Genomic DNA, 13,089 nt, shown 5'->3' on the forward strand with positions numbered 1-13,089 from the left:
GGGCTTGGTTCGAACGGGCTTTACGGGCTGCCGGGGCAGGCTTACCCTTGAGGCTTTCCCGCCTGTTTCCAACGATTCAAGGACCCCTGCCATGAGCCGTATCTACGCCGACAACGCCCACTCCATCGGCAACACGCCGCTGGTGCAGATCAACCGCATCGCCCCGCGCGGGGTGACCATCCTGGCCAAGATCGAAGGGCGCAACCCAGGGTATTCGGTGAAGTGCCGGATCGGCGCGAACATGGTCTGGGACGCCGAAGGCAGCGGGAAGCTCAAGCCGGGCATGACCATTGTCGAGCCCACCTCGGGCAACACCGGCATCGGCCTTGCCTTCGTCGCTGCGGCGCGCGGCTACAAGCTGATGCTGACCATGCCGGCCTCCATGAGCCTGGAGCGGCGCAAGGTGCTCAAGGCGCTGGGCGCCGAGCTGGTGCTGACCGACCCTGCCAAGGGCATGAAAGGGGCGATCGAGAAAGCCAACGAGATCGTCGCATCCGATCCTGCGTTGTACTTCCAGCCAGGTCAGTTCGAAAACCCCGCCAACCCCGCAATTCACGAGAAGACCACCGGGCCTGAAATCTGGAACGACACCGACGGCGCCGTTGACGTGCTGGTCGCAGGTGTCGGCACCGGCGGCACCATTACCGGCGTGTCGCGCTACATCAAGCACACCCAGGGCAAGCCGGTGCTGTCGGTGGCCGTGGAGCCGGTGGCCTCACCGCTGATCAGCCAGACCCTGGCCGGCGAGGAACTCAAGCCCAGCCCGCACAAGATCCAGGGCATCGGCGCAGGCTTCGTGCCGAAGAACCTCGACCTGTCGGTCGTCGACCAGGTCGAGCAAGTCACCGATGAAGAGTCCAAGGCCATGGCCATCCGCCTGATGCAGGAGGAGGGGATCCTGTGCGGCATTTCCTGCGGCGCGGCGATGGCGGCGGCAGTGCGCCTGGCAGAAAAGCCGGAGATGCAGGGCAAGACCATCGTGGTGATCCTGCCGGATTCGGGCGAGCGTTACCTGTCGAGCATGTTGTTCAGCGACATGTTCAGCGAGCAGGAAAACCAGCAGTAACGTCAGGTCCACAGCGCAGTCAGCAAGCCGAGGAGTGCTGATCCGGGTCAAGCGACCTTGATCTTCATCTTCGCGCTTGCCGCTTGTGACTTGCAGCAGCCTTCGATGGGTTTATCATGTCCGGCTATCTGGGGATGGCCTGATTTCCCCTCAAGGAGTGTTGCATGACCTTTTCCTTCGTCGCCAAGGCGGGTGTCCTGCTGGTGTTCTTCGGCAGTGTGCTGTTCGTGCACCTGCGCGGCAAGGCACGCCTGCCGGTACTGCGCCAGTTCGTCAACCATTCGGCGCTGTTCGCTCCCTACAACAGCCTGATGTACCTGTTCTCCGGTGTGCCTTCCAAACCTTACCTGGACCGTCAGCGCTTCCCCGAGCTGGATGTGCTCAAGGATAACTGGCAGGAGATCCGCGAAGAGGCCATGCGCCTGTTCGACGAGGGGTATATCCGCGCAGCCGAAAAGGACAACGACGCCGGCTTCGGTTCGTTCTTCAAGAAGGGCTGGAAGCGGTTCTACCTGAAATGGTACGACAAGCCACTGCCGTCAGCCGAGGCACTGTGCCCGCGTACCGTCGAGCTGGTCAGCAGCATCCCCAACGTCAAGGGTGCAATGTTCGCCCTGTTGCCTGGCGGTAGCCACCTGAACCCGCATCGCGACCCGTTTGCCGGCTCCCTGCGCTATCACCTTGGGTTGTCCACGCCCAACTCCGACGACTGCCGCATCTACGTCGACGGCCAGGTCTACGCCTGGCGTGACGGCGAAGATGTGATGTTCGATGAAACCTATGTGCACTGGGTGAAGAACGAAACCGACGTGACGCGGGTGATCCTGTTCTGCGACGTCGAGCGTCCGCTCAACAGCCCGCTGATGACCCGCATCAACCGCAAGGTCAGCGCGTTCCTGGGCCGCGCCACCGCGCCGCAGAACACCGACGACGAGCGGGTGGGCGGGATCAACCAGGCCTACGCCTGGAGCAAGCGCTTCAGCAACCGCATCAGCACTCATGTGAAGCAGTTCAAGCGCTCCAACCCCAAGGCCTACCGCATCCTGCGGCCGGTGCTGGCGGTGGTGGTGGCCTATCTGCTGTATCGCTGGTTGTTCTGATTCGCTGCGGCCTTCTTCGCGGGCTTTCCGCGAAGAGGCCGTCCGATCACCCTAGGGTGTTGCCCAGCTCCGCATTCACGGATATATTCCGAAACATTCATCTTCCCCGAAGACCTGTCCATGCCAGCCAGCCCTTCCACCACTGCCTTCGTTCTCGCGCCTGTCGCGGGCGTTGTCGTGCGTGGCAGCCAGCAGCCGGCCATGATCAGTCACTACCCACCACCTGTCAGTGGCGTCGTCGGCGGCGTATCCCCGCCCCGCTGCGTGGTCGTGCTGGGCTGATCGGCGTTCTCGCCGGCCCAAGCGCACTCGCAACCTACTGAACACGGTCGGCCTCTTTCCTCGCTGAAGCGCGCCCACCGTTTGGCTCTTGCCCAATATTCAGGTGGCAATACATGTCTGTCCTTTCGAAAGCATCCGTGGCCTCGGCGGCCACCACCAGCCTGTTCGTCCTGCTGTGGAGCAGCGGGGCGATCGTCTCCAAGCTCGGCCTGGCCCAAGCCAGCCCCTTCGCCTTCCTGCTGCTGCGTTCGGCATTGGCCCTGGCAGGGCTGTTGCTGATCGGCCCCTTGCTGAGATTGCGCTGGCCGCGCAGTCGCGGCGGTATCCTGCGCGCCCTGGGGACCGGTTGCGTGCTGCTCGGCGCATACCAGATCTTTTACCTGCTGGCGCTCAACACCCACGTCACCCCTGGTGTCATGGCCACGGTCATGGGGGTGCAACCGATCCTCACCGTGGTGCTGATGGAGCGCCAGCGCTCATGGAGCCGTTTGTTTGGCCTGGGTCTGGGGCTTGGCGGGTTGGTGATGGTGGTCTACCAGGGCATCAACCTGGGTGGGGTTTCCCTCGCCGGAATGCTGTTTGCCTTGCTGGCGCTGACCAGCATGACGTTCGGCTCGATCCTGCAGAAGCGCATCACCGACAACCCGATGGGAACCTTGCCGCTGCAATACCTGGCAGGGTTTGTCCTGTGTGCGGTGTTTGCGCCGTTCCAGCCGCTGCATGTCGAATGGAGCGCCAGCTTCGTCGGCGCTCTGCTGTGGATGGGATTGGTGGTGTCGTTGCTGGCGACGCTGCTGCTCTACCGGTTGATCGCCCGAGGCAACCTGGTCAATGTCACCAGCCTGTTCTACCTGGTGCCAGCGGTGACCGCAGTGATGGATTTCCTTATCTTCGGTAACCGCCTGGCGCCGCTGAGCCTGCTGGGGATGGGGCTGATCGTGGTGGGCTTGCTGTTCGTGTTCCGCAAGCCTGGGGTAAAGATGGCCGAGGCCTGAATACCGCCTGCGGCGGTACGGTTTCAGGCACGCGCCGGCCGCAGCACCAACCACAGTGCTGCGGCAATCAGGATCCCGCCATACAGGTGCGCCATCGACAGGGGCTCATCCAGCAACCACGCCCCCCACAGCACCCCGAACACCGGAATCAGGAAGGTCACGGTACTGGCCTTGACCGGTCCGATCTCGTTGAGCAGGCGGAAGTACAGGATGTAGGCGAAGGCCGTGCACACCAGCCCCAGGCCCAGCAACGACAGCCACACCGACCAACCACCCCAGCTGGCGGGTGGTTGGGTCAGTGCGCTCCAGGCAAACAGCGGGCTGAGCAGCAAGGTCGCTCCCAGCATGCTGCCCAGGGCCGACAGGCGGCTGTCCAGGCCGCCGATCCAGCGCCTGGCGAGAAAGCCGGCGAAGCCATAGCAGGTGGTCGCCGCAACGCATGCCAGGGCGCCTTGCACCAGGGCCATGTCCAGCGCCACCGGGCCGGCACCGCTGAGGATGCCGACGCCGAACAGGCCAAGGAAGATCCCGCACAGTTTGGGCAGGGTCATGCTTTCGCGGAAGAACAACGCGCCGATCAGCACGCCCATCAGGGGTGTGGTGGCGTTGAAGATTGCCGAATACCCCGCTGGCAGTACCTGCGCGGCGACCGAATAGAAGGTCGCCGGAATACCCGAGTTGATCATGCCCAGCACCAGGCAGGCGCCGAGCTTGCCCTGGAAGTCCCAGCGCACCCTGGCTGCGGCGAGGATGCCGATCAGGCCGAGGCAGGCGATGGAGACGCGAAAGAAGGCGGTCGGTACCGTACCCAGTTCAGGGGCGATGATGCGCATGAACAGGAAGCTCGCACCCCAGACGGCAGCAAGGGTCAGCAGGCGGGCGAGGGCGATGGGGCTCACGGGTATCTCCGGGTTCTGGGCAGGGGCGCGAGTGTACGTCAGGTGCCGGGGCGTTTCTTGTGCTTTCTTGCTTTGGCAATTGGGTTGGCCCGCGAAAAGACCGACACCCGACTAAGCTCTTTTCATTCCGCCACCCACCGAGCCTCTCACCATGCCCCAGCCCTGGCCCGCCGCAGCCATCGCCCGGATGATCCTCGATGGCTTCGACAACTACCGAGAACACTTTCGCCGCATCACCCTGGGCGCCCGCGAGCGTTTCGAACAGGCGCAATGGCAGGCGATCCAGCAGGCCGCTGCTGCGCGGATCAACCTGTACGAGGAGAAGGTCGCCGAGGTCAACGGCTGGCTGCGCGAAGGTTTCGACGCCTCGCTGCTGCTGGACGTGGAGCACTGGCCGCTGGTCAAGAGCGCCTACATCCGCCTGATCGACCCGCGCCTGGACGATGAGCTGGCCGAGACCTGGTACAACTCGCTGTTCTGCAGTCTGTTCAGCCACGACCTGATCAGCGACGGCTGCATGTTCATCCACACCACCCGCCCGGCCATGCGCGGCCACGAGCGCGCGGCACAGACCCGCTCCTATCAGTTGCGCGACGGCCTGGGTGGTCTGTTGCGGGCGATCCTTGCCGACCAGGCTTTCGAGGTGCCCTATGGCGACCTCGACGCCGACCTGGCGCGCCTTGAGGAGCGGCTGCGTGAATGCCTGCCCGACTGGGTATGCAAGGACCCGGCGCTGGCCGTGGAGCTGTTTTCCTCGGTGCTGTACCGCAACAAGGGCGCCTATCTGGTCGGGCGTCTGTACACCCGTGACGAGCAGTGGCCGCTGGTGATCCCGCTATTGCATCGCGAGGGTCATGGCATCGAGGCCGATGCGCTGATCACCGATGAGGCCGAGGTGTCGATCATCTTCTCGTTCACCCGCTCGTACTTCATGGTCGATGTGCCGGTGCCGGCGGAGTTCGTCAACTTTCTCAAGCGCATCCTGCCGGGCAAGCACGTTGCCGAGTTGTATACCTCGATCGGCTTCTACAAGCATGGCAAGTCGGAGTTCTACCGCGCGTTGATCAATCATCTGGCCAGTACCGACGACCGTTTTGTCATGGCGCCCGGCGTGCGCGGCATGGTGATGAGCGTGTTCACCCTGCCGGGCTTCAATACCGTGTTCAAGATCATCAAGGACCGCTTTTCACCCTCCAAGACCGTCGACCGAGCCACGGTGATCGAAAAATACCGCCTGGTGAAAAGTGTCGACCGCGTGGGGCGCATGGCCGATACCCAGGAGTTCGCAGATTTTCGCTTCCCGGTGGCCAAGTTCGAAGCCGATTGCCTGGCCGAGCTGCTGGAGGTCGCGCCTTCGACGGTGGTCGTGGAGGGTGACAGCGTGCTGATCCGCCACTGCTGGACCGAACGGCGCATGACGCCGTTGAACCTGTACCTGGAGCAGGCCAGCGAGGCCCAGGTGCTCGAAGCCTTGGAGGACTACGGGCTGGCGATCAAGCAACTGGCGGCGGCGAACATCTTTCCCGGCGACATGTTGCTGAAGAACTTCGGCGTTACCCGGCATGGGCGGGTGGTGTTCTATGACTACGACGAGATCAGCTATCTCACCGAGGTGAATTTTCGCCATATCCCGCCGCCGCGCTACCCGGAGGATGAGATGTCTGGCGAGCCGTGGTATTCGGTCGGGCCGCACGATGTGTTTCCCGAGGAGTTTCCGCCGTTCCTGTTCGCCGATATCGGCCAGCGGCGGTTGTTCAGCCGGCTGCATGGGGAGCTGTATGACGCGGATTACTGGCAGGGATTGCAGGGGGCGATACGGGAAGGGAAGGTGATCGATGTGTTTCCCTATCGGCGCAGGGGCAGGTGAGGGGTATCAGTCGGTGATGGCCTTTTCGCGGGCAAGCCCGCTCCCACAAGCCCCCACTGAACTCAAGGGCAGTGGGGGCTTGTGGGAGCGGGCTTGCCCGCGAAAAGGCCACCACCAATCTTCAGCCCTTGAGGCACTTCAGCTCACTGAAGTCACGACGTACCTTGGCCAGCCGGTCCAGCAGGAACTGCCGCTGCGCCGGGCTGCTCTGCTGCATCAGGTCGACCAGCAGGCTGCGGGCCTGTAGCTCGGTGTTCTCGAAGGCCATGCGGTAGGCCGGTGACCACAGGCTCTCCTTGCGCTGCAGCAACTGCGCCAGGCGGGGCTCGAACGCTGGCGAGTGGCGTTGTTCCATGGCCAGCACCAACTGTTGCTGCCAGGCCTGGCGATTGGCGATCCATTCGCTGTTCTGATCGCCAAGGGCCTGGGACCAGGTCATCACCCGCAGGCGCTGGCGGGCATTGAGCTCGCCCAGCCACGGCGTCAGGCGTTTCTCCATGCGCGTGGCACGGGCCTGGATCTGTTTGGGTAGCGGGGTGTCGACGTATTCCTTCTGCCGCTCGGCAATGTCGTCGCTGAATGCCTTGCGCATTTCACCCACCTGCGCGTCGCTCATGCCGCGCAGCAGTTCGGCGGCGGAGGGGGTGATCTCTTCAGCGACCCGGCCGATGGCCTGGCGCGCCTCGGCAGTGCGCTGCTGCAGGGCCTGGTCGGTCACGGCCTGGTTGGCGACCATCAGGCGCACCTTGTCGAGCCAGTCGAGGTAGCCGGGCAGTTGTGTCTTGCAGTGCCAGGCCAGGTGGCCCTTGAGCCGTTCGTCGAGCAGGGCCTTCTGCTGGCGATTCATGTCCAGGTAGTCGCCCAGCGACCAGGGCACCAGCCGGTCGAGGTTGCGATAGGCGAGGTCGATACGGCTGCAGGCAGCGAGCGTGAGGGCAAACGCGAGAATGAGCAGCAGGGCTCTGGGCAGACGGACAGGCATGAGCGAATCCTTGCAGGTTGCTTGCCAGGCAATAGATGCGCGCCGCGCTCGGCGGTTCCCACGGATCGGGCAGCCGGGCAGCTTCAGGTGTAGAATAGCCGCCTTGTCTTGAGGAACATCGGAAATGGCTCTGCTTGGGCGTTACAACAGTTTGCAAATCGTGAAACACGTGGAGTTCGGTCTTTACCTGGACGGCGGCGCCGACGGCGAGATCCTCCTGCCCAGGCGCTACTTCCCCAAGGACGCCGAGCTTGAGCTCGACGACTGGCTGAACGTGTTCATCTACCTCGACAGCGAAGACCAACTGATCGCCACCACCGAGAAACCCAAGGTGCAGGTCGGTGAGTTCGCCAGTCTCAAGGTCAAGGACATCAACGGCGCCGGCATCTTCCTCGATTGGGGCCTGTCCAAGGACTTGCTGATGCCCTACTCGGAAGAGGCGCAGCAGTTGAAGATCGGCGATTACTGCGTGGTGCACGCCTACCTCGACAAGCGCACCCGGCGCATCACCGCCACCGCGCGCCTGGACCGCTACCTCGACCGTACGCCGGCCGACTACAAGGCGGGCCAGCCGGTCGAGCTGCTGGTGGCGGGCGAGACGCCGATGGGCTTCAAGGCGATCATCAACAACCGCCACTGGGGCCTGATCCACAAGAACGAGGTGTTCAAGTTCCTGCGCTCGGGCATGCACGAGAAGGGCTTCATCAAGGAAGTGCGCCACGACGGCAAGATCGCCCTGAGCCTGCAGCCGGTGGGCGCGGCCTTGGCCGACAGCCTGCAGGAGCAGATCCTCAAGCGCCTGGACGAAGCCGGAGGCGTGCTGCCGGTGTGCGACAAGAGCGCCCCGGAAGTGATCGCCAAGCTGTTCAACGTCAGCAAGGGCAATTTCAAGAAGGCCATCGGCGGGCTGTTCAAGCAAGGGCTGATCGTCATCCATGACGATCGTATCGAGCGGGCCTGATCAGGCCTGCACGAAGGTGCTGAAGTCCAGTTGCTCACCGCCTGGGCGGGTGTCGCGCAGCAGCGAGTCGCGGTCGGCGCTCAGCGCCAGGCTGATGGTCGAGCGACGCTTGCCGGGGTGGCGGACTTCCATCTGTTCCTGATGCGCGCGCAGGAAGTTGACCGGCACTTTCAAGTGCTGCAGTTCGTCGGTTTCCGGGGTGTGCAGCAGCAGGTTGACCCAGTCGGGCTGGCCTTTGCGCAGCAATGCCACCGGTACCTCGAACCACCACAGGTTGCGTTTCTTGTCGAGGATGGCGAACAGGGTGTTGTCGCGGTCGAGCACCGGCCGGTTCAGCGCTTGGTTGCGCCGGGCGATGGCGGTGGGTTTGTCGAGTTTCATGCAGGTTCCTGCGGGTTGACGCCAGAAAGGCCTGACATTGTGCGGGGTGGCGCGGGGCGCGGCAAGGGTTGCGGGGTGGGTTGCGCCGGCCTGCTCACGGGTTTGCCCGCAAAGAGGCCTTGAGCGTCAGCGCCGCAACGGCTGGCTCAACTCCGAGGTCGCGCCATCGGCTGTGGTCACCGTCGCGGTAAAGCTGTTCAGCCCCGCAATGGCATCCAGCGTCTTCTCGAACCGTGCCTTGCCCTGGGCATCGCTGCCGACCAACACCTCTCCCAGATACTGCTCCGCTTCCCGCCCATCCGCTGCCGCATTGCCGAACACTTCGATGCGCAGCAGGCTGGATGCCGGCCCTTGCACTTCACCTTGCAGCACATGCCCGGCAAGCCCGGTCAGACGCGGCGCCTGTTGATTGTGATTGGGCAGCGGCTGGCACGGCTGGGGTTGCCCGCTGCCATCGCAGATGATCGCCTGGTCCTTCTTCGCCAGTTCCGCGCCGATACCGCGCGAGCCGACGTACAGCGCGTGGGCCTGGGCTGGCACACCGAAGATGATCGCGCCGGTGCGCTGGTCTGCTACGCACGAGCCCCCCGCCTCGCAGCGCCGGATATCCAGGCCATTGCCCCAGATGCGGTTGGCAGTGACGCGTGTGGCGGTGACTTCCGGCTCCGGACGCAGGGCCACGCCGATGCGGTTGCCGTGGATAATGTTGCCGTCGAGGATGTTGCCCTCGCCGGTCACGCTGATGCCGATGGAGTTGCCGGTGAAGGTATTGGCACCCAGGTAGTTGCGCTTGCCCCAGTTGATCTGCAGGCCGTCGGAGTAATTCTCGAAGCGGTTGCGCACCACGCTGTTGTCGTTGCCCAGCAGGATCTCGATGCCCTGGGAGGGCTCGGGGTTGGCGTCGGTGGAGCGGAACAGGTTGTCGGCCACCAGGTTGAAGGCGGCGCCGCGGGTCAGCTCCAGGCCGTCGCCGTTGTCGATCAACTGGTTGCGCAGCACCTTGTTGTTGAGCGTGGTGGTGGCCGTCGGGTTGCCCACGCCGTCATCGCCCGTGAGCATGATCCCGGCCCCGCCCTTGTTGGCGACGATGCGGTTGTCTTCGATCACGTTGCCGCTGGCGCGGTTGACCAGGATGCCGATGCAGAAGTTGCGCACCTCCAGGCCGCTCAGGTGCACGCCCTGGGTGTCCCGCAGCACCAGGCCGGGGTTGGTGGTGGTGCGTACATTGGTGCCGAACTGGCCGGGCAAGGCTCCAGGGCAGGTGCGTACCCCCTGGTCCTTGATATAGCCGGCGCCGTCGATGGCGATGTACTGGCCGTCACGTGCCCAGGCCAGGCCGGTGATGCGTAGCGGGCCCTTGATTTCCGGCAGTGGCCGGCTCGGGCGGATCACATAGGGCGGCTCGCCGACCGCGGCGATGTCGATGCGGTAGTGGCCGGGATTGCGGTTGCTGGTTTCCAGGGCCCAGCGCAGGGTGCCGGGTTGGTCGTCGTCGGTGTAGCGCTCGACCCGCAAGGTTTGCACGGCGGCCGGGGCGGCGGCGAGGGCGGGCAGGGGAAGTAACGGCAGCATGGCCGCGAATAGGGGCATCAATCGCATGTGCAAGGTTTCCACGAACTGTTGTTTTTATGGATGGCCGGATTCTAGAGCTGCGCCTTCCGAGTGCGCAGCGGCGCTGGGACAATTCGGTGCGGTATTCGCCCGCTGTTTGCCGTTCGGCTTGGTGCCCGAAAATTGTTGAAACTCTTGCGCAAGCGAACCGGTCCACCTTTTGTCGACACGGTTCACGTGTCTCTTTTTTGCAGGAGATTCGCCATGAGCGGCACTAAAGACAAAGCCAAGGGCCTGGCCAACGAAGCGGTTGGCAACATCAAGCAAGGCGTCGGTAAAGTGACCGGCAACGACAAGCTGCGTGCCGAGGGCAAGGCCCAGGAACTCAAGGGCGAAGGGCAGCAGGCGGTGGGCAAGGTCAAGGATGCGGTGAAAAAGCCTTGAACCGCGGTTGATGCACAGGGCCTTGTGGGCGCGCCGTTTGCGCCCATGAGGCCTTACCGTGTTGCCCCAACGTCCGCCGTAGCCGTTTTCCTGATTTCGCCAGTGAGCAGTACGCGGTGCGCGTGGTCTATTAGACTTGTCTGCACAGTTGCAACCACGACGATCAAGCGGCGAAAGGAGACGCTATGATTTTTCCCGCCCTGCAGGGCCTGCCTCTGCACCGCGTGCTGGTGCGCACCGTCAAGGAATTCCTCGATGACGAGATGTCCACCTATGCCTCGGCACTGGCCTACCAGATGCTGTTCTCGCTGTTCCCTTTCATTCTGTTCCTGATCGCGCTGATCGGTTTCCTGCACCTGCCCGACTTCTTCTCCTGGTTGCGCCTGCAATCGGAACTGGTGCTGCCGCCCCAGGCACTCGAGCAAGTCAATCCGGTGATCGACCAGTTGCAGCAATCGAAGGGCGGATTGCTCTCGGTGGGTATCGTCATCGCCCTGTGGACGGCCTCGGCCGGCGTGCGCCTGATGATGAGCGCCATGAACGCCGCCTACGATGTGCCCGAGGGCCGCCCGGTGTGGAAGCGCATCCCGCTGTCGATCTTCTACACCATCGGCATTGCCGGCATGCTGCTGGCCGCCGCCGCACTCATGGTGCTGGGGCCGCAGGTGATGGAGTGGATCGCGGCCCAAGTCGGCCTGCAGGAAGTGATCGTCACCATCTGGACCGTGCTGCGCTGGCCGGCGATCATCATCCTGATGATGGTGGCGGTGGCGCTGATCTACTACGTGATGCCCGACGTCAAGCAGAAATTCCGCTTCATCACCCCAGGCTCCGTACTGGCGGTGGTGGTATGGATCGTCGCGTCGCTGGGCTTTGCCTACTACGTCAAGACCTTCGCCGACTACAACGCCATGTACGGCAGCATCGGGGCGATCATCGTGCTGTTGCTGTATTTCTATATCTCCGCCGCCGTGCTATTGCTGGGCGCCGAGATGAATGCGGTGATCGAGCACATGTCGGCTGAAGGCAAGAACCCCGGCGAGAAGGAATTCGACGGCGAGCAGCCGAAGGAGACCATCACTGTGCTCGGCCATGAGCATCCCGCGCATGCCGAACCCCAGACCCGTGAGCCGAACCCCTGATGATCCGTGACATCCTCAAGATGGGCGATGAGCGCCTGCTGCGCATCGCACCGCCCGTGCCCGAGCACATGATCGGCAGCCCTGAGCTGCAGCAACTGATCGACGACATGTTCGAGACCATGCGCCACGTCGGTGGTGTCGGCCTGGCCGCGCCGCAGATCGGCATCGACCTGCAACTGGTGATCTTCGGGTTCGAGCGCAGCGAGCGCTATCCGGACGCCGAGCCCGTGCCGCAGACCATCCTGCTCAACCCGCTGATCACGCCGATGTCCACCGAGCTCGAGGAGGGTTGGGAAGGGTGCCTGTCGGTGCCGGGCTTGCGCGGTGTCGTGCCCCGCTACAAGCACATCCGCTATGAGGGCCTCGACCCCCAGGGGGCCCCGATCAACCGCTTCGCCGATGGCTTCCATGCGCGGGTGGTGCAGCACGAATGCGACCACCTCATCGGGCGGCTCTACCCATCGCGGATCCAGGATTTTGCCCGCTTCGGCTACACCGATGTGCTGTTCCCCGGGCTCGACGTTGCCGACGACTGAGCGCACACCATCGCTACCAGCGTTTTGCTGCGCTGGTAGCGGGCCAGCCGCGAGGCCAGTTCGACGGGCAGGGCGCTTGCCGTTGTGAAAGCCTGCCGCGCATAGAAGCTTTGCAGTTCGGGGTGGCAGAACAGCCAGGTCGGGCCTGTGCTGTTGGCCAGCGCTGCGCTGACCAGCCCTGCGGCAACACCCTGGCCACGCCACTGCGGCGCCACGAACAGGCCGGTCAGCCAGTGGCCGTCGGCGACGGGCGTCAGGTTCAGTGCACCCACCATCGCCTGCGCGCGCGCAACCCACAGTTGGCCCTCTGCACTGGCGCGCATGCGCGAGCCGTGCTGGCGGTAGAAGTGGTCGAGCAGGCGGCGCTGCGAGCGGCAGAGCGGGAGGAATTCGGGCAGGGTCATGGGGGGCTTTTGTCGCAGATTGTTGCAAATCTGGCAAGGGTGAATATCCGACTGCAGGGTTCAAGTATTCGGTGGCGGGCGTAGAATTTCACTCATCCCTTCTGCAGTACGACGATGCGGGATCGGTGCTTCGTGTCATCGCCGACGATGACAACTTCTCCGCGCCAGTGACGGCATAAGAAGTCAATCGATCAACGTGATTGCTCTCAAGGCCACAGACTCATGAAAACATTACTCATTCTTGCATTGGTCGGGATGTCTTCGCTCGCCCTCGCGGACGAGGCCAAGACCACCCAGACCCAGCCCCCGGTGCAGTACGATTACTCGATGAACCTGGATATCAAGCGGGTGATCAATCTGTCGACCATCCCCGATGTCTGCGAGGTGGTGCCGGCAACCATGACCTATGAAGATCATCAGGGTCAGGTGCACACCATTCAGTACCGAGCCATGGGCGAGGGTTGCCAGCAGGGGTGAGT

General features: G+C 63.6%; 15 protein-coding genes. 10 read left to right on the forward strand and 5 right to left on the reverse strand.

The window, feature by feature from the left end:
* Positions 1-91: 91 nt before the first annotated feature.
* From cysK to ACTYOL_RS07510, 4 genes are all read left to right on the forward strand, one after another.
* Positions 92-1,066 carry a cysteine synthase A gene (cysK, locus tag ACTYOL_RS07495; protein ID WP_063543680.1) on the forward strand — a complete coding sequence of 325 codons (975 nt, stop codon included), beginning with the start codon at positions 92-94 and terminating at the stop codon, positions 1,064-1,066.
* 164 nt (positions 1,067-1,230) lie between these two features.
* On the forward strand, positions 1,231-2,166 hold the full coding sequence (locus tag ACTYOL_RS07500) for an aspartyl/asparaginyl beta-hydroxylase domain-containing protein (protein ID WP_063543682.1): 936 nt from the start codon (positions 1,231-1,233) through the stop codon (positions 2,164-2,166).
* A gap of 120 nt (positions 2,167-2,286) precedes the next feature.
* On the forward strand, positions 2,287-2,448 hold the full coding sequence (locus ACTYOL_RS07505) for a hypothetical protein (RefSeq protein WP_178117560.1): 162 nt from the start codon (positions 2,287-2,289) through the stop codon (positions 2,446-2,448).
* Positions 2,449-2,561: 113 nt separating this feature from the next.
* Entirely contained in the window at positions 2,562-3,443 is an 882-nt protein-coding gene (locus ACTYOL_RS07510; RefSeq protein WP_444757729.1) for a DMT family transporter, read from the forward strand.
* A 23-nt stretch (positions 3,444-3,466) separates the two neighbouring features.
* Here the strand turns inward: ACTYOL_RS07510 and ACTYOL_RS07515 are convergent, their stop codons facing one another.
* Positions 3,467-4,342 (reverse strand): DMT family transporter, encoded by an 876-nt coding sequence (locus ACTYOL_RS07515; RefSeq protein WP_200603404.1) that lies wholly within the window; start codon positions 4,340-4,342, stop codon positions 3,467-3,469.
* Between the two features lie 151 nt (positions 4,343-4,493).
* Between ACTYOL_RS07515 and aceK the strand changes: the two genes are divergently transcribed.
* On the forward strand, positions 4,494-6,209 hold the full coding sequence (aceK, locus tag ACTYOL_RS07520; RefSeq protein ID WP_444757730.1) for a bifunctional isocitrate dehydrogenase kinase/phosphatase: 1,716 nt from the start codon (positions 4,494-4,496) through the stop codon (positions 6,207-6,209).
* Positions 6,210-6,330: 121 nt separating this feature from the next.
* On the opposite strand, the gene ACTYOL_RS07525 is transcribed toward aceK, so the two are convergent.
* Positions 6,331-7,191 (reverse strand): DUF6279 family lipoprotein, encoded by an 861-nt coding sequence (locus tag ACTYOL_RS07525; protein ID WP_197889939.1) that lies wholly within the window; start codon positions 7,189-7,191, stop codon positions 6,331-6,333.
* Between the two features lie 124 nt (positions 7,192-7,315).
* Between ACTYOL_RS07525 and ACTYOL_RS07530 the strand changes: the two genes are divergently transcribed.
* Entirely contained in the window at positions 7,316-8,152 is an 837-nt protein-coding gene (locus ACTYOL_RS07530; RefSeq protein WP_054925508.1) for a CvfB family protein, read from the forward strand.
* Here ACTYOL_RS07530 and ACTYOL_RS07535 read toward each other — a convergent pair whose 3' ends face one another.
* The gene (locus ACTYOL_RS07535; protein WP_054893320.1) at positions 8,153-8,533 is read right to left on the reverse strand and encodes a hypothetical protein; all 381 of its coding nucleotides are present in this window, start codon (positions 8,531-8,533) and stop codon (positions 8,153-8,155) included. It abuts the gene before it with no gap.
* Positions 8,534-8,659: 126 nt separating this feature from the next.
* Positions 8,660-10,132, reverse strand: coding sequence for a right-handed parallel beta-helix repeat-containing protein (locus tag ACTYOL_RS07540; protein WP_444757731.1), 1,473 nt, complete (start codon positions 10,130-10,132; stop codon positions 8,660-8,662).
* 216 nt (positions 10,133-10,348) lie between these two features.
* Between ACTYOL_RS07540 and ACTYOL_RS07545 the strand changes: the two genes are divergently transcribed.
* The 3 genes from ACTYOL_RS07545 to def all read left to right on the forward strand — a co-directional run bounded on the left by ACTYOL_RS07545 (position 10,349) and on the right by def (position 12,206).
* Complete coding sequence (locus ACTYOL_RS07545) at positions 10,349-10,528, forward strand: CsbD family protein (RefSeq protein ID WP_063543694.1); 180 nt, start codon at positions 10,349-10,351, stop codon at positions 10,526-10,528.
* 185 nt (positions 10,529-10,713) lie between these two features.
* The gene (locus tag ACTYOL_RS07550) at positions 10,714-11,670 is read left to right on the forward strand and encodes a YihY/virulence factor BrkB family protein (RefSeq protein WP_054893318.1); all 957 of its coding nucleotides are present in this window, start codon (positions 10,714-10,716) and stop codon (positions 11,668-11,670) included.
* A complete protein-coding gene (gene def, locus ACTYOL_RS07555; RefSeq protein WP_065861448.1) occupies positions 11,670-12,206 on the forward strand; it encodes a peptide deformylase in 537 nt (178 codons plus the stop codon). Before ACTYOL_RS07550 ends, def begins: the two co-directional genes overlap by 1 nt.
* On the opposite strand, the gene ACTYOL_RS07560 is transcribed toward def, so the two are convergent.
* The gene (locus ACTYOL_RS07560; protein WP_197889935.1) at positions 12,161-12,610 is read right to left on the reverse strand and encodes a GNAT family N-acetyltransferase; all 450 of its coding nucleotides are present in this window, start codon (positions 12,608-12,610) and stop codon (positions 12,161-12,163) included. The two genes, def and ACTYOL_RS07560, sit on opposite strands and share 46 nt — an antisense overlap.
* 222 nt (positions 12,611-12,832) lie before the next feature.
* Here ACTYOL_RS07560 and ACTYOL_RS07565 point away from each other — a divergent pair, with 222 nt between their 5' ends.
* Positions 12,833-13,087, forward strand: coding sequence for a DUF2790 domain-containing protein (locus ACTYOL_RS07565; protein ID WP_054893315.1), 255 nt, complete (start codon positions 12,833-12,835; stop codon positions 13,085-13,087).
* Positions 13,088-13,089 lie beyond the last annotated feature (2 nt).

This window comes from Pseudomonas sp. A014 (assembly GCF_052378495.1).
GTDB lineage: Bacteria > Pseudomonadota > Gammaproteobacteria > Pseudomonadales > Pseudomonadaceae > Aquipseudomonas > Aquipseudomonas machongensis.